This window comes from Parapedobacter luteus, assembly GCF_900168055.1.
In the GTDB taxonomy this organism is placed as follows: domain Bacteria; phylum Bacteroidota; class Bacteroidia; order Sphingobacteriales; family Sphingobacteriaceae; genus Parapedobacter; species Parapedobacter luteus.
The window spans coordinates 187,828-205,342 of the sequence record NZ_FUYS01000008.1 but is presented as its reverse complement, the minus strand read 5'-3'; the positions used below and the strand labels follow the sequence as shown (position 1 = coordinate 205,342).

12 protein-coding genes are annotated in these 17,515 nt (G+C 49.3%); 3 read left to right on the top strand and 9 right to left on the bottom strand.

What is annotated here, in order from left to right:
* Positions 1-5,627, bottom strand: a 5,627-nt coding sequence (locus B5X72_RS15575; RefSeq protein ID WP_176146234.1) for an Ig-like domain-containing protein, incomplete at its 3' end; no start/stop codon positions are given.
* 787 nt (positions 5,628-6,414) lie between these two features.
* Between B5X72_RS15575 and B5X72_RS15570 the strand changes: the two genes are divergently transcribed.
* On the top strand, positions 6,415-8,931 hold the full coding sequence (locus tag B5X72_RS15570; protein ID WP_079717833.1) for a hypothetical protein: 2,517 nt from the start codon (positions 6,415-6,417) through the stop codon (positions 8,929-8,931).
* A 12-nt stretch (positions 8,932-8,943) separates the two neighbouring features.
* Here B5X72_RS15570 and B5X72_RS15565 read toward each other — a convergent pair whose 3' ends face one another.
* The 6 genes from B5X72_RS15565 to radC all read right to left on the bottom strand — a co-directional run bounded on the left by B5X72_RS15565 (position 8,944) and on the right by radC (position 15,413).
* On the bottom strand, positions 8,944-9,528 hold the full coding sequence (locus tag B5X72_RS15565) for a DUF962 domain-containing protein (protein WP_245826953.1): 585 nt from the start codon (positions 9,526-9,528) through the stop codon (positions 8,944-8,946).
* Positions 9,518-11,068: a ribonuclease Y gene (rny, locus tag B5X72_RS15560; RefSeq protein WP_079717832.1), complete on the bottom strand. Its 1,551-nt coding sequence runs from the start codon at positions 11,066-11,068 to the stop codon at positions 9,518-9,520. Before rny ends, B5X72_RS15565 begins: the two co-directional genes overlap by 11 nt.
* 424 nt (positions 11,069-11,492) lie before the next feature.
* Complete coding sequence (locus tag B5X72_RS15555) at positions 11,493-11,783, bottom strand: cell division protein ZapA (RefSeq protein WP_079717831.1); 291 nt, start codon at positions 11,781-11,783, stop codon at positions 11,493-11,495.
* A 37-nt stretch (positions 11,784-11,820) separates the two neighbouring features.
* Positions 11,821-12,129, bottom strand: a complete 309-nt coding sequence (locus B5X72_RS15550) for a hypothetical protein (protein ID WP_079717830.1) — start codon at positions 12,127-12,129, stop codon at positions 11,821-11,823.
* A gap of 70 nt (positions 12,130-12,199) precedes the next feature.
* The gene (gene pheT / locus B5X72_RS15545) at positions 12,200-14,599 is read right to left on the bottom strand and encodes a phenylalanine--tRNA ligase subunit beta (protein ID WP_079717829.1); all 2,400 of its coding nucleotides are present in this window, start codon (positions 14,597-14,599) and stop codon (positions 12,200-12,202) included.
* A 118-nt stretch (positions 14,600-14,717) separates the two neighbouring features.
* Positions 14,718-15,413: a RadC family protein gene (radC, locus tag B5X72_RS15540; protein ID WP_079717828.1), complete on the bottom strand. Its 696-nt coding sequence runs from the start codon at positions 15,411-15,413 to the stop codon at positions 14,718-14,720.
* 156 nt (positions 15,414-15,569) lie between these two features.
* Between radC and B5X72_RS15535 the strand changes: the two genes are divergently transcribed.
* A complete protein-coding gene (locus tag B5X72_RS15535; protein WP_079717827.1) occupies positions 15,570-16,007 on the top strand; it encodes a peptidylprolyl isomerase in 438 nt (145 codons plus the stop codon).
* Between the two features lie 8 nt (positions 16,008-16,015).
* Positions 16,016-16,438: a DUF5606 family protein gene (locus B5X72_RS15530; RefSeq protein ID WP_079717826.1), complete on the top strand. Its 423-nt coding sequence runs from the start codon at positions 16,016-16,018 to the stop codon at positions 16,436-16,438.
* Positions 16,439-16,507: 69 nt separating this feature from the next.
* On the opposite strand, the gene B5X72_RS15525 is transcribed toward B5X72_RS15530, so the two are convergent.
* Positions 16,508-16,903 (bottom strand): LytR/AlgR family response regulator transcription factor, encoded by a 396-nt coding sequence (locus B5X72_RS15525; RefSeq protein WP_079717825.1) that lies wholly within the window; start codon positions 16,901-16,903, stop codon positions 16,508-16,510.
* Between the two features lie 410 nt (positions 16,904-17,313).
* Positions 17,314-17,439: a hypothetical protein gene (locus B5X72_RS21130; RefSeq protein ID WP_262497491.1), complete on the bottom strand. Its 126-nt coding sequence runs from the start codon at positions 17,437-17,439 to the stop codon at positions 17,314-17,316.
* Between the last annotated feature and the right edge of the window lie 76 nt (positions 17,440-17,515).

Sequence of the window (17,515 nt, the reverse complement as noted above, 5' to 3'; positions counted from 1 at the left end):
AACCCGTAATCGCGGTCTACCGGATAGTCCGGCGTCGTATCCGTACCCTCAGGCGTGCTGTAATCGCCCGCAGGGTCTTCACTCCAGATATTAATCGTGTTGTTCACCACGTCGGCCGTGATGTCCGCAGCCACGTCAACCGCAACCGTCAGCACAATGGTGCCGCCCGGTGCCACCGCATCGGCTACCGTCAGCGTGAACTCGCCGCTGGCGCCTACCGTATTCGCCGTGCCGTTGTTTGACGTGATGCCCGTGACCGTCTGGCCGGCCGATGCCACGTCCTGCAGGTACAGTACCGTGCCCGCATTGATGGTCGACGGGCCACCGTTGGTCACCGTCACGGTATATTCAAATGCTCCGCCAGCTACAGCCACCGCATCCGTGCCGTCGGCAGCAATTTTGGTAATGTTTCCATCCAAGCCGTAATCGCGATTCACGGGGATCGGATCCGTATCGTCGCTGTCATCCGGCGTATCCGTATCCGGATCCCGGTCAGGCCCCCAAACATCGATACCATTAGCCACTACTGCCGGCGCATTTGGAGCAACATCAGCCGTGACACGCAAGGTAATGGTGCCGTCCTGCGGAACTTGCGTTGTTACCGTTACGATGGCGCTGTTGCCGCTTCCTGAGACGGTGGCGTTGCCACTCGTAACCTCATAGGTTGTAATCGTTAACCCTTCGCTCGGTCGCTCGTTGAGCGGAATTTCCTTGCCTACTACGACCGGCGCAGGACCATCGTTGGTGATGGTGACCGTAAAGGTGGTACTTTCGCCGGCTGTCACGCCCGTGGCTTCGTCAGCCACCTTCGTGATACTGAGGTTGTTGGGTATGATAAAGGTAACCTCGGCTGGACTACCATCTGCGATGATCATGCCCTCAACAGTGGCCGTCACACTCGCAACACCTGCAAGCGTGCTGGTAAGCTGCAACCTGGCTTTCCCCTCGGTATCCGTTGTGATGGTTTCAGTGGTCCTCGTATTATCGACATGCGTGATGGTGAATATAACTTCCTTGTTCGTCACCGGAGTCGCCGCACCCGCATCAATGATCGTTGCCGTAACCTCATTATAATCGTTGCCATCGGCCCAGGCGTTATTCTTGGTTACTTCCAGGTAACTTTGCGCATACGACTCGCAGAAAGGGATCACGTGATAGATACTTACGTTCGGAGCGACACCTACGCCAGCGAGATCGCTTAAGCGGATGGCAATTTCATCGACATCGGTATCAAGCTCGACGGTCACCTCCACTGGATCGCTATCATTCAACAGGTCTACGATATTGGTTTCCACGAATGCTTGTTCGAAGTCCCTGGTGGATACTTCTACACCGTCAAGGTAGCCAACTACCTCCAAGGTACTTAATAGCGCCGCATTCAGCGTACCAGTACCGACCTTCATCTTAATGCGGATCTGATCGCCTGCAGTAAGTACCCGGTCGAACTGGATATTCTGCTGTATGGACCCAAGCACATTCAATGTGCCGAGACTCAATGTAGAGGCACTCGAAGTGTTTTGGTCGATCGCCCAGAATGCATTTTGCACGCCGGCACCACCAAGGTTGAGCACGTCGAGACCCAGTCCGCTACCCTCGTAAGACGTTGAAAATGCTGCCGGGCATTCGAAGGTCGTTGGGGTATGGCACATGCCATAAACATCCAGATGCCCTTCGGACGACAAGACGCCTAACAACGCGGTTGTATGATCTTCAAGCCTTACCGATTGATACGCTACTGTTGGCCTAATCTCAAGATAATACCGACCTTTTGTATCCTGCACCAAGCGGATTTGGCCGTTTGCATCGTCAAACAGATCCCGGCTACTGCCTGATACAACTTCATTGCCATTTTCATCGTTTACAATCACATTGAAGTAGTGGTCGCCCAAGGCGATACCGTTCAGCAGGCTATTGACTGCGTTGCCCAGCGAACCGGCGAGCAGCGCCTGCAATACCTCATCTTCATATCCAATACGGATATACGACGACGTACCGGCGGGAACCACCGCACTGAAACCCAGTTCGACATGTCCGGAGTACGCGCCAATACCAGCAACCAAACCCGCATCCGACCGAATCGTTGCATAGCTATTGTGGTTGCCATCCGTGAGGTTTTGGATATCGTCCACATTTTCGCCTTCGCCAACAATGACATCAGCGCAGACACTAAACGGCGGCTGTTCGAATTCCGGATCCGGGCATGCGTCCGATATCCGGTAGATGTTGTACAACCGAACCGGATTCCCGATACTTAAGCCGAGCACGGAACCTACCTCAAAACGGACACGATCGTATGTGATGCCTGCACCCGGTTCAAATTCGACGTTGACCCGGCCGCCAGAATTAAGCAAGCCGAGTAAATCCAACCCGTTGATCAATGCATTCTGGAACGTAGCGGAATACACTTCATCATTCCCATGATACAGGTATACCCGGTAAGCACCCAAGAGATCAACATTCAGCAATGTCTGCGGGACTTGCACGCGCAACCTTACCACGTCCGTAGCGGCGGTTATTACAGGCGTTTTGAAGTAAACATCCTGGTAGATAGCCGCGCCGACCGCGGCAGTGCCCAATGAAAGCTCCGAATAATTGGAGTTATTCTCATCTATTACGTAATGCGGATTGACTACGCCGGCCGGATTTGCTCCTTCAAACAAATTAAGCGAAAGGCCGGTTCCGTCGAAAGAGGTAAACGTTGCTTGCTCGCAAGGATCGAATACGGTTTCACGGCACATGCTATAGACATTCATGGTCGTCACCTCACCCAATCCTGCTACCGCGGTATTGTTTAACGTAATCCTCACTGATTGATATGGCACATCGGCGGTAAAGGCAATGTAATAACGGCCATGCTCATCCCGTACGATGCGGGCATTGTTGCTATTGAAGCCTCCTGCGCTGGACACTTCATAAATCTCGTTGCCGGCGGCATCCCGTACCGAGATGTCAAAGTAATGATTGCCGAACAATACGATACCACCCAAATCAGCCAGAATAGAACCAAGGCTACCGCCTACAAGCGCATCGAGCAACTCTTCATCCGGCATATCAATGCGGACGTACGACGTTTCCAACGCCGGCACCGGCTGGTCATAGCCAAGCTCGATGTACCCGCTGTACGACCCGCCGATGCCCAAGGCGATGCCTGAACCCGCCGATAGCGTCGCATACGTATCGATATGGCCATCAATGGCATTGTATGCAAAGTTGACATGCTCAAACGCGCCTAACTCAACACCGCAATCCGGACCGTTAAACGGTGATTCCGTCTGCGGATCGTTGGGTAGCGGCCTGGGGTCGGGGCAATCTGCACCAAAACGCTTGATGCTGTACACCCGAACGGGTGAATTCAATACATTTAATTCAACTAATGCGGTGATACCCACGGCAACGCGATCGAAAGCTACGCCGGGGCCAATCGGAATCGTCACGACATTGTCCGTGGTCAACAGTCCTAAGATATCCAATCCGGCAACCAAACCATCTTGCAATCGTTGGGAGTACACGAGATCGTCACCGTTGTATGCCCGTATTTCGATGTTATTTAACAACTGAACATTTAGCGTGCTTCCATTTTCGACGCCAAGCTTAATTTTAAAATAATCTGCAGGAGACGAAAGTGTATGGAAATCCACGAACTGGAAAATACGCGCGCCCACACCGGCCGCACCGATGCCAATTTCGGAAAAGGTTTCATCGTCCTCGACAGCGACGTTGTCATCGTCAATCGCCAAGTGCGCGTTTCTAACGCCGGCGCTACCTAACCCAAGCAAGTCAAGACTGATTCCGCCTGATTCGGAATAGGTGGCGAAGGCTTGTTCACAGTGCGCTGAGCCGGTTGACACACAGGCATGATAAACATTCATGTTGGCAATGCCTGCCAGGCCGACCGCTCCGGGATAATGTTCCGTAATCCGGATGCGATCGTAGGGCTGATCAGGAGTCACCGCAACATAATAATGGCCATATTTATCCTGAACTACTTTAACCGGCTGATTCAAGAAACCGTTATTCGAGGAAGCAGTCAAGAACGCAGGATTATCCCCATTTTTTACTTCAACGGTGAAGTAATGCTGGCCGAAAAGGGCACCCGTGACTCCACTTAGTAAATCGCCGATACTGCCGTCCAATAACCCTGACAAGATCTCGTTATCGAAATCAATGCGGACATACGTTGTGGTTCCGCCACTCTTCACCCCATCAAATCCCAGCTCGATGTGTCCGGTATAGCTTCCGATGCCGAGTACCAGCCCTGAGCCAGCTTCCAGCGTTGTGTAGGTGCCATTGTGTCCATCCACCGCATTGTAGGGGAAATTGGCATTTTCAAATGAATGTATATTGTCCGCACAATCTTTATTCGCATCAAGGAACATATGCCCATCATCCACGGGCGCCGGCGCACCCGGTTCCGGACAAGTAGCTCCATAGCGCTTCACATCATAAAGATGGATGGGCGCACTTCCTAATAAATTAACGTCGACAATCGCATTATAGCCAATAGTCACCCGGTCAAAGGCCACGCCGGGGCCAATATATATTGTGGCTGGCTGCCCACTTTGCAGCAACCCAAGGACATCCACACCGTTGACCAAGCCTCCGCTCAATCGCTTGGCATAGACCTCCTGACTACCTGCGAAAGCCTTAATTTCGATATTCCCAAGCAGCCGAGCATTTACTGCGGATCCGTTGGCGACGCCAAGCTTTATTCTCAAATAATCCCCAGGGGCGGAAAGCTCGTCGTAGTATATCGTCTGGTAAATTGAGTTGCCCAATCCAAGGCTGACACTTCCCGTACTGATTTGGGAATACGAATCCTCGTCGTCATCTATTGCGTTGCCGATATTCGTGGCCCCCGCACCGCTCTGCAAAATATTCAAGTTCAACCCTTCACCATCAAACGAGGTAAATTGCGCTTGCAGGCAATCCGTCGCATCGTCATAATAAAACGCGTTATAGACATCCAACGTACGTTGGGCCCCAAGCCCCAATAACGACCCAGTCTGATTGGTTATCCGTATCCTGTCATAAGCAGCACCTGGACGTATCGCGATATAATAATTGCCCACCTTGTCGACCACCAGTTTGACCCTATCGGTACTGAAGCCCGACGCGCTGCTTCGCGACAAAACCGATGTACTGCCGTTTCTGGCATCGATGACAATCTCCTGATTGCCCAATAATACCGCGCCCAGCACCTGCCCCAATAATTCACCTAAATTTCCCCCCAATAACGCATTAAAAAGACTGTTATCACCTGCTATTCGCACATAAGACCATGAATCAGCCGGCAGGGTGTTTTCAAACTTCAGCTCGATTACCCCCGTATATGCACCTAAGCCTGCGGCCAGCCCGGGGCTGGCCAGCAGCCTGGCATAGTTGTCGTCATCAACCAGCGCATGGCCCTGATTTTCGACAGTAGGCGCATAACACGGCGTTAGACCTAGCGCACCGCACCCGATTGCCGAGACGACTCTATCCGGGCTGGTGTACGTCACATCATCAGCCAATGTTTTCGTCTGCCCCTTGGCCTCCCCAAGAGCGGAACACAGTACGGCAGCGAACGCGATGCAACTGAATAAAAAACGTGTAAAAGAAAGTTTCAGATAAGTAGATGATGCTTCCATTGGCTATGGGTTTATAATCATATAATGTTTTTCAAATTTTGATAATTAAGCACTGCTGCCACGCAGCTTTATTCGGACATCACACCGCTGGCGAGGCAATAATCTATTTTCGCCGGCATGCTGTATTCGAACACACTTGGCTTACTGCCGGTTACGGTATTCGAAATACCTTAATATGGTATGGTTCTTGCATTGCATAGTTGGTAGATGTTTTTTCATAGGTGTTTCCAACAGGCCACGCGCAGGAAATATTCCCATCCGTCCACGACTGTCGTTCAACACGCTCAAAGATAATTTGGCCAACTCGCCAAACCCCTGTTCACTGCATTCATATTATACTCCGCCGTTCATTTTGTTCATATTAGGGTATGCGCTATGCAGGCGTTATCCTTATGGCTAAGTTTGCTTAACAGGAAACCAAGGCCTCGATCTGCAAGATTACAGGGCGTCGTTTTCCAGAATCGTCTACGTGATACCTGAAATAGTGATGTATTTGTTAATGGCTCGGATTGGGCAATGGTCAGTTTGTTTAAATACGTTAAAGAGCAAAATTTACTACATTTTGGCAGATTATAACAACTAAGAAACTTTATGTTTGCCGAATGCTAAGCATACTACAGCTTTTCACCATTAACTAATTAATCAAGTTACTATGTAAATAGATTTTTATACACCAAATCGCTGCAACTAGCCACTTAACTTTAAAGAAACCTATATACCAACAAAAGGATTGACCGTCAGTGACTGATCAGGCTATTATTTTTAACCATCTACCATCTACCTTTACATGAAAGCATATTTACGGGCTTATTTTGATCAACTGAAAACGCTTGTATTGAACAAGTCCCAGATTACCCAGCTACTCCCCGGCGATTGTTACCGACTGGCATTGGATATCAAAGCAGTAACGAACAAGAGCGTCAGCGAAACCACCATAAAGCGTATATTTGGTTTCGCTTCGTCCATACACCGGCCCTCGGCCTATACCCTTAACGCATTGGCCGAATATTGCGGCTTCAGCGGTTGGGACGACTTTTACACCAATATGGAGCAATGTCAATTGCGGCTTTCGCCGTGCAAGACGTGGGATGAAGTTTCCCGCAACGCGACCAAAATCAGTTTATTTAACATTGAAAGCAATAAACACAAATGCGGAATCCCCTACCGCCAAACCATTGATCGGGAACACGTGGACATGTTCATGCAGCGCTTTCAGCAAAGTGAAGCGACTGCGGGCATTTTCAGCGGGCCCGCCGGATACGGGAAAACCGTATCCATATCCCGCTGGCTGGAAAGAAAAATCACCCAAAAGCCGGACTCCCAAGAACACGATAGCTACCTGTTTGTCAGCAGCCTGTCCCTGCTGCATAGCACCATCTTTGGATTTCATTGCAACAAATGGCTGGCTAATCTCCTGGGCTTCGACACCACCGATCTGCTTGAGAGTTTTATGGAAAACTACCAAGACGGCGCTCCCGGCAATTTCTATCTTATTATCGACGAATTACATTCTGACCTGGTAACAGACAAACAGTTTTCGAACACCATCGACCAACTCTCCGACATGGCTCAGCATTTTGCGCGATTCACTTGGTTCCGTGTTATTTTGGTCATGCGTACGTCTACGCTTTTTAAGTACAGAAACCTCTTTCAGGATACCATTGCCAATCTGCAGTGGTTTTCCATATTGAGCGGCACGCCGGCCGGCGAATCGGCTGATATGGGGGCCTTTTCCAATGCGGAATTGCATCAGCTTATCCGCAACATCAACGGGCGGGACAAGCCGCTGCGCCCACTGAATTTACGACATAAGAACCTCTTTCATGTGCCGCTATTTTTTCAATATTACTATGAACTAAACGGGGAAAACGCAGACCCGCGCGAAGCGACAGTTTTCGACGAATACCTTGTTGTTGCGCGATATCTAAAAAAGAAGGTGTTCAATGGTGTCAATTCCCTCGGAAAGCAAAGCCTGCTGGACGAGCTGGCCGCCTTAGTCGACGCGCACGACAGCATACTTCACGTCAATAAACGGCAAGTCTATGCCGTCATCAAACAACATCAGGCCGCTTACCAGGACCTGCTTTCGATTGGGGTATTGCAGGAGATTAACAGCAAGCACGAAGTCAGGCAGCAGGTGACTATCCGGTTCCAATCAGAACGTATCGCCACGTATTTCATGGCACTCCAATGGTTCCATAGCTACAATGACACCGGGCAACTGCTTGATGCGTTGGATCGGTCCGCTTCCTCCAATAAAGTGAAGGTGGATCAGCTGAAATGGCTATTGCTGTTTTATATCGAATCCGGAGACCTTGACCTGGTTAACCAGATTGAAAACATTCAGTTTCTCAATGATGACCGTTTTGAAATCATAGCGTTTATCTGCGATGGCATACATAAGCTGTCGTTCGCTCCTAACCAGCTCATCCGGGATCAGATAAACCTGGAGCTTTGCAACAGTGCGTTTGTCGAGTATGCACTGAGCTTCACCTGTTTCCAGCCCGAATACGAACCCAATGTTTCCAAGCTCCTGGATTTCAATTTATCTGAAACCCACGAAATCATCCTTCGTAGCAAGCTTGCCTTCATTGCGATACTTAAATGGGAGGAAGACGCGTTCATGATGCAGTTCGAGCAACTCGCGGTGAAACCGCCGGAGGCCTTCGCCAGCTTTGTCATCAATCCGTTTGTGGTCCTCTCCTACTTATATCAATATTTCAAGGGAGAGCATGTCGACAAAGAAACCATCCATGAATTGGAAATGCTTTACCGCCGCCTGTCGAAGAGCGACGGATTGATTTCAAACCAGCTGTTTGACCTTTTGGTCTATACGTTGGCCAAGGTATCGCGCAAGATCAAATTTGCCCATGGCTATATTGACGTGCTTAGCAGGCGCCTTAACGAGGAAGCGCCCCGCAACGCGGCCGAATTGAACTTCACGAAGCTGATCTATGCGTTGTTTCTGACGGAATGCGGCGAGGTAGAGACCGCCAGCGCTTATGCTTCCCGATTGTCGACCAACTACCCGAATAACTTTGCATACCTTGTCATTTACAACATCTTTCTCATCCAATGGAAAAAGCTTAGGCGTGAAGAGGATTATCACAAGTTAGGACGGCAAACCGCTTCCATTTGCGAGGTCCGTGGCTTTAGGTTGCTGGAGTCTTATTGCTGGATGCTCATTTTGGACGAAAACCCCAAAGATGAGCTGCCGCATCTAGATCCTAACCTGGGGCTTCAATCGCCAATCTTTGACTACACGGCCGGTTTAAGCCGCTGCCAACAGCGGAGAATGGGGTAAATCCGCCTGCCGCTAATAGGGAATGTTTAACTTCCTGAATACAAAATGCCAGAGCCATATGGGGCCAAGTACGAGTAACCGCCAGAACGTATGGAACGGCGCCTGCGTCCGTTCCATACTTTTGCCAACGGATAAAGCGGCTAATGCAATCAGCAGTAAAACGGCACAGACCAACCAAACGGCGGGACCTCCAGCCTGCTCAACGTATTCAAGCTGCACAATAAAAAAGCTGAATACACCGACGGTAAGCAACGCTGCATAAGACAGCGTCGGGGCTAAGCGCAGGTAGTAGTAAATCATCGCTGCAATGAAGAAGGATCCCCAATTGAGGAACATGTCGTAGCCATGCTTCTTTAAAAATGCGATTTCGGGAAAAGGTACCATCCACACCATGCCCAGTACGGCGAACGAAAACAGGGGAATAGCCACCCATTGGATGATCCGGTTGGTAGGGTGTTGGTAGGCTTTGTCCAACACCTCGAAATATGTATCCACCTGCCGCCTGGGCTGCTCCGGTTTCGAACCCTTGCCCCCATGTCTCGGGGTTCCAGCTGCTGACCCGCGGCTTTTGACGCGCGACTTCGAACTATTTCGCATACGACACCGACCGTGTTTCGCGGATTACGGTTACCTTAATTTGCCCCGGATAGGTCATCTCCGTCTGAATACGGGTAGAAATATCGGCCGCCAGCAGCTCAGCCTGCGCATCCGATACGCGCTCGCTTTGCACCACTACACGCAACTCACGCCCTGCCTGGATCGCAAAGGTCTTTTCCACACCCGGGTAAGAAAGCGCCAGTTCTTCCAGCTCTTTAAGCCTTTTGATGTAGTTTTCCACCACTTCCCGGCGTGCGCCCGGCCGTGCGCCGGAGATGGCGTCGCAGGCTTGCACAATTGGCGAGATCAGCGATGTCATTTCTATCTCGTCGTGGTGAGCACCGATGGCATTGCATACGTCGGGGTGCTCTTTGTATTTCTCGGCCAGCTGCATCCCCAATATAGCGTGAGGCAATTCGGGATTGTCATCCGGCACTTTACCAATGTCGTGCAACAACCCGGCACGTTTGGCGTGTTTGACGTTGAGCCCCAATTCAGCAGCCATGGTCGCGCTGAAATTAGCGACCTCACGTGAGTGCTGTAAAAGGTTTTGCCCGTACGAAGAGCGGTAACGCATACGCCCCACCATACGAATCAACTCCGGATGGAGCCCATGTATACCCAGGTCAATCACCGTGCGCTCGCCGATTTCGACAATCTCGTCTTCAATCTGGTTCTTGGTTTTCGCAACAACCTCCTCGATGCGTGCGGGGTGTATGCGACCATCCGTCACAAGCCGGTGGAGCGCCAAGCGGGCGATTTCCCTGCGCACCGGGTCGAAGCCCGACAGGATAATAGCCTCGGGCGTATCATCCACGATGATTTCCACGCCCGTAGCCGCTTCCAACGCGCGAATATTCCGGCCTTCACGGCCGATGATGCGTCCCTTGATTTCGTCGTTTTCGATGTTGAAGATGGATACCGTATTTTCAATGGCACTCTCCGTGGCTGTACGCTGTATCGTTTGGATGACCACCTTTTTCGCTTCTTTGGTGGCTGTCAACTTAGCTTCATCCACGATATCTTTGATCTGGATGACCGCCTTCGAACGGGCCTCTTCTTTCAGGTTTTCAACCAATTGGTTTTTCGCCTCCTCAGCGGAAAGCCCGGCAATGGTCTCCAGATGCTTGATATGTTGCGCTTTCAGCTGCTCTACCTCTTCCTGCTTTTTCTCGTTGAGTTCGGTAAGCCGTTCCAGGTTTTTACGTGTATTTTCCAGCTCCTGTTTTTCCCGGTTCAGGTTTTCCAGCTTTTGGTTCAGCGACTGTTCTTTTTGTCTGATGTTGTTTTCACGTTGGTTAAGTGTGTTGTTCCGCTGGTTGGTTTCTTTCTCATGTTCTGCTTTAAGTTGCAGAAACTTCTCTTTGGCTTCCAGTAGCCGTTGTTTTTTGAGGTGCTCACCTGCCTGCTCAGCTTCCTTTAAGATTTTCTTTGCTTTGCTCTGTGCCGCTACCTCCTGCTTTTTAAACAAGAAACGCAGGGCAAACCGCCCTACCACTACTCCCGCAACAAAACCTACAATGATGTATATACTATCCATTAGCTATTCGTTTTTATTGATTTCATCTAATTATTATTCTTTTATTGGCCGATGGGCGCTCCATGTAAATCATGATGGTCCTACGTGTCAATATTCGTTATATATCGGCTTCATTTTTAAGTACTCATTATCCCAATTTATCCTGTTGGCCACCCCTTCCGGTCACCGACCGCACCGCTGACCATCCATCGCGCCTGAGCGGATATGCATAAAAAAAACCGCAATTAAATTAATCAGGTCTCATGTATTATAAACTTCTTTACACAGGTTTTAGCGTATTGATCATGACCAGATGGCATCTGCAAAATGGTCTACATCTTGTTTACGCTTTGTGATATTGAAGCGTTAAGTTTAAAATAGTGAAACCCGAATTTAACTGCGGTAAATTCGTTGTTTTTTTAAGCTCTGAATCAGTATAAGAACGTTATCGGTTAAAGAACGTCGTCAGCATGCTATCCAGCTCATCAACAGCCCTTACGATCCCTACTTCACTTGCGTTTGATTTCCCTTCGGCTTTAAGCATACCTGTCGCATAATGAAGCACGCACATCGATAATAGGTCCTGTTTGTCTCTTACAGCATAATTCTCCTGAAATTCTTTAATCCTGTCGTTAATCAGTTTTGCTGCCCGCCGGATAACCTCTTCTTCTTCCATATCCACCCGCAAGGGGTAAATCCGATCCGCAATGTTTATTTTTATGGAAATTTCTCCCATGCTTGAGCTAATTCACTATACGCCACTTACCAACCAATCACCTGAGTAATTCGATACACTTATCTATTTCCCGCACAAAATCGTTAATTTTTTGTTTTGTGTCAAGTATTTTTTCATTTATTCCCGCTTTATCCACCTCCACTTCTTCCAACGATCGGGCCACTGCCAGTGCCTTTAGCTGCTCTTCCAGTTGTTTGTTTTTATTACCGCTGGTATCCAACGCAACCTTCAATGCCTGCAACTCCAGCTTCAGCATGTCATTCTCTGCTTGCAAAGATACGCATAAATCCAATAATTTACGCGTCTTCTCGACGACATTCTCCAGCTGTGCCGCTACTGATGACATATAGTTAACTCTTACTACGGATGTTTAAAAACTACAACTTACGAATTACGGACTTACGAATTACGGTCTGTTACTTTCTGACTTCTGCTCCAGTTTCTTTCTCAAAGTTATAAATTAATTTTTTAACTATTGCATCAATTTGTTTGTCATTAAGCGTTTTTTCTTCATCCTGCAAGATAAAATGAAGCGCATACGATTTTTTCCCTGCCGGCAATTTATCGCCTTTGTATACGTCAAACACGTTCATGCTCTTCAGCAATTTGCGCTCGGTTTTCTCGGCAATATTCTTCAGGACGCCAAAGGTGACATCTTCATCTACCAATAGCGAAAGATCCCGCCGCACTGCAGGGAATTTGGACACCTCCCGGTAGGTAATTTTGTTTTTCCGGATGGCTTTAAGTACCTGTCCCCAATCAAACTCGGCATAAAACACTTCGCCCCCAACGTCGGCTTTTCGCAAATCAGTTTGGCTTACGGCGCCGAATGAAACAATAACCTTGCCCCCCCTTTCGTAGGCCAGTCCATACTGGTAATGGGCACCGGGCGCATCAACGACTTGCAGGCCACTGATATTTAGCCGTTTTAAAATACCGTCGACGCTTGCTTTTATGTGATAAAAGGACACCGGTTTGGCCACCTGGTTCCATTGTTCGGGCAACAGTTTACCGGTGATGGCCAATGCCAAGCGCGGTGTCTCCGCGTAACCATCGCCGGCGGTATGATACGAATGACCAAACTCAAAAAGCTTTAAATCGCTGAGTTTGCGTTTTTCATTATAAGCGATGGCTTCCAATGCCGAAAACAGCAGGTTCTGTCTCATGCAATCCAAGTCGGTACTCAACGGGTTCAACAGGCGGACGGCCGTAGCCGGATCATCCACGTAATCCATCTTTGTCAACGAGTTGGCCAGTATCTCACGGTACCCATTGCCAATAAGCAAATCAGCGATCTGGTTCTGCACGACCTCTTTATCCGGTTTAAGTGAGGTATTGAGCGAAGCCTTGATTTGCCGCTTAATCTCGATATTGTTGTATCCGTAGATACGGAGCACCTCTTCAATGATATCGACCTCGCGGGTCACATCCACTTTGTAAGGCGGTACCTCTACCGTCAGCACCCCGGCGGCCTCATTCCGCACGGTTATCCCCAAGGCCTCAATAATGGCCTTAATCGTTGTTTCCGGAATGGCTTTTCCAATAAGTCGCTGTACTTGGGCGTACCTCACGTCAACGGCAAACGGCGGTATGGGCGTTGGGTATATATCCGATATCGGCGTGGAAATCCGCCCTCCCGCTATTTCCGTAATAAGTAGCGCCGCCCTTTTTAGCGCAAAAACGGTAATATCGGGATCCGTTCCGCGTTCAAACCGGAAGGAAGCATCGGTTTTGAGCCCATGCCTTTTGGATGTCTTCCGTACAGACACTGCATCGAAATAGGCGCTTTCCAAAAAAACCTGCGTCGTGCTTTCAGTCACGCCTGAGTGGATACCGCCGAACACGCCTGCAATACACAACGGCTTATCGGCATCACATATCATCAGGTCTTCGGCATGCAACGTACGCGTTATCCCATCGAGGGTGACGAACGATTCGCCGGCTTTCGCACGGCGTACAATCACTTTGTTTCCCGACAGCTTACCGGCATCGAACGCATGCAGCGGCTGCCCCAGCTCATGCAACACATAATTGGTTGCATCGACGACGTTATTAATCGGGCGCACGCCGATGGCTTGCAGACGATCCTTGAGCCATTGCGGCGATTCGCCTACTTGTACCCCGCTGATGCTGACAGTGCTGTAGCGCGGGCAAACACTGCTATCTTCCACGACGACCGGCAGCGCCTCGGCACTGTGGTCTTCGGCAAATGCCGACACATCCGGAAGGTGATATCCTTCGCGTAAAAAGGCAGCGATATCGCGGGCAACCCCCAGGTGCGATGCAGCGTCAGCCCGGTTTGGGGTAAGGCCGATTTCAAAGACGTAGTCGTCCTGCACCGCAAAATATACGCTGGCGGGCACCCCTATCGGGGCATCGTTTGGAAGCACCATGATGCCTTCATGAGACGATCCCAGGCCGATTTCGTCTTCCGCGCAGATCATCCCTTCGGAAATTTCACCCCGGATTTTGGATTTATTGATTTTAAACGGTTCGCCAGCCGTGGGATAAACGGTTGTACCGACCGTGGCCACGACAACCCGCTGACCCACCGCCACGTTTGGCGCACCGCATACGATGTGCAGGGGCACCTCCCCTTTAATATCTACGGTCGTCACCCTCAACCGATCAGCATTCGGGTGCTGTTCGCAGGTTTTGACTTCCCCGATGACAAGCCCTTCAAGTCCGCCCGGTATGGGCTGTACCACTTCCAATGCTTCCACCTCAAGGCCAATATCGGTAAGGATGGCGGAAAGTTCGGCCGGCGTTTTATCTGTCTGTATGAAATCTTTGAGCCAGTTGTATGATATTTTCATCCTAAGTTTGGAATTTGTGCAAACTTAGATTTTTTTTCTTGTTTCTCAAACACGGTTACCGAACACGGCCGTCGCCGCCCACAGTCCCGGCTAACGGCCGGCCATCACCAGCTGTAGCCTAAAGCAGCCCATTATCCCGGAAACTGTAGTACCCCGAATTGGTGAAAATCACATGATCGTTTATGGAATAATCAAAGTATTTGGCTGCTTCTGTTAGTTTGTTGGTCAATTGCGTATCCATCGTACTGGGTTTCAAGGAACCTGAGGGGTGATTATGCGTAAGGACAAGGCTGGTGGCCCGATATTCCAACGCCAGGCGCAACACCTGCTTGATGTCTACCGGGGTAAAATCATTACCTCCCTTGCCGATAAGCTGTTTGGCGATCAGTTTGCAACCGCCCCCTAAAAACAACACCCAGAACTCTTCGTAGGGAAGGTCTTTATACACATGCTCCAGGTATTCGTACACCCGTCTACTGTTATTGAGCATCGGACGTTCTTCTTCCTTACGCCCCTTGCGCCTTCTGCCCAGTTCAAGGGCAGCGACAATGCTGATGGCTTTTGCCTCGCCTATTCCTTTGTAACGGCATAATTCGGATACCGAAAGCCTGGAGAGGTTATTCAGATCATTGCCCCGCTCATGCAGGATACGCCTGCACAGATCCACGGCTGATTCTGTCCGCGAACCACTACCGATAAGGATGGCCAACAGCTCCGCATCCGTAAGCGCTCGGCGCCCCTGTTCCAATAGCTTTTCACGCGGCCTGTCCGCTTCGGCCCACCTTTTAATTGTAACCCTTGATAACTTGTCCATAGTTGTGAAACGTTAAGGTGATTTTAACAGCGATCAAAGATATAAAAACCCGTTTTGAACACCAACAAATTTACTATTTTTTTTAGCTAAATATTTTCAGCCTTCCGACTCCCGACTGAAAACGCTATCTTTGTCGTCCAATTTTTAACGACAGAAATGAGCAAAGCTATTATTAAGACAGAAAAAGGCGATCTCACGGTGCAGTTTTACGATGCCGATGCGCCAGGCACGGTAGCCAACTTTTTAAAATTGGCGGAGTCCGGCTATTATGACGGGGTGACCTTCCACCGTGTTATACCCGACTTTGTCATCCAAGGGGGCGATCCGACCGGTACCGGCGCAGGCGGGCCGGGATATTCGATCAAATGCGAACTCAACGGCGGCAACCAATATCACGACAGGGGGGTGTTATCCATGGCCCACCGGGGCCGCGATACGGGTGGTTCCCAATTTTTTATTTGCCACAGCCGCACCAACACAGCTCACCTCGACGGGCATCATACATGCTTCGGCAAAGTGGTTGAAAATGTGGATGTAATAGATGACATCCGGCAAGGCGACAAAATTTTGGGAATCGATATTATCGAAAAATAACTTACAGGATGAATCTAAAAGCACTTGTTGCCGTCACGGGTAAACCCGGATTGTTTAAATTGATTGGCCAAAATAAAGGTGGCTTTGTGTTGGAAAGCCTTGACGACCAAAAGATAAAATCGGTGGTCAACCCGGCGACGACCAAATTGGCCACGCTTGAAGATATCACCGTGTTTGGCAGCGAAGACGAATTGAAGCTGACAGACATTCTCGAAAGAATGAAAACACACGGTGAAGTGCCCCATGCAAAATCGGATGGAAAGACTTTGCGCCAATTCTTCAGGGAAGTGGCTCCTGCCCATGATGAAGAACGCGTATATGCTTCGGACATCAAGAAAATCATCAACTGGTACCATATTATCAAGGAACTCCCTTTATTTAATGAGAAAGCTCAGCCAGTAGACGATGATGCCGCCGCTGACGGCATTTGACGCGCTTTGCCGCATCCCCCTTATGCCCGGCAGTCAGCTAACCGGGCATAAGGGGGATAATGAACGTGGCTAAACCGTTATCCGCTGCCGATAGTTAAAAAAGGTTTTCATGTGATCAAATTTCTCCAGCGCTGATGCCAAATCTTCCTTTTTGACAGGCTTAAGCAGGTAACCCAAGCTATTCTTCAGTGCAAACGCCTTAAGGGCATATTCTTCGTGGGACGTTAAAAAAAACACCGGACATTCTACAGCTATCCGGTCAAAGATTTCGAAACTATCGCCATCGGTCAATCCGATATCCATAATAATCAGATCCGGCTCAGTTGCATGTTCAGCAAGCCACTTTACAGAGGATTTCACGCTGTCTTTGACACCGATTATCCGCACATCAGGCCTCAACCTCTGCAATTGTTGCGATAGCATATACACCGCTAATTGTTCATCCTCGATAATTAGTACATTCATTAGCTAGTTTTTAATAGCGCATAAATCGCCTGCAAACCACGTGATATCACCCAACCCCATTGCTTACCCCGCCGCCGAAACGGCAGGTATAAAAAACATAATACGGCACCACAACCTTGACGAATAATCAATCGCCGCGGAAACAGAAATAAACCCATAAAATAATTGAACTTCGGTAGACGAATAATACGTTAAGTTCTGGGAGGTAAAGATAATGCAAATAGTATTGCCATGCAATAGTGAATAACCATTGAACAAATTGCATACCGTTTGTATCATGCCGGCAGAGGAGCGGCCGGAAGCCGCACTACAGGGCGGTTGCCATACACTGTATCACCGCAGCGACTATCGGAAGCCGCAAAACAGCCGCAATTTCAAACATCGGTTGGGACCCGTTTTGAAGATACGGCTTAGAATAAAAAGATAATCGCAGCCATGAGCATGATGCCAATAACTACCATAATCCAAAACATCCGGCTTTCTTTCGACGTGTCCGCCCCCTTGTACTGGTATTTCCGTTTATACTGATTCATCATAATTGAAACTAACAATTACTCCTTTTTATTGTTTGGATGCAAAAAGCAGCGCTATTCCACAATTCGTTTCGCTTTC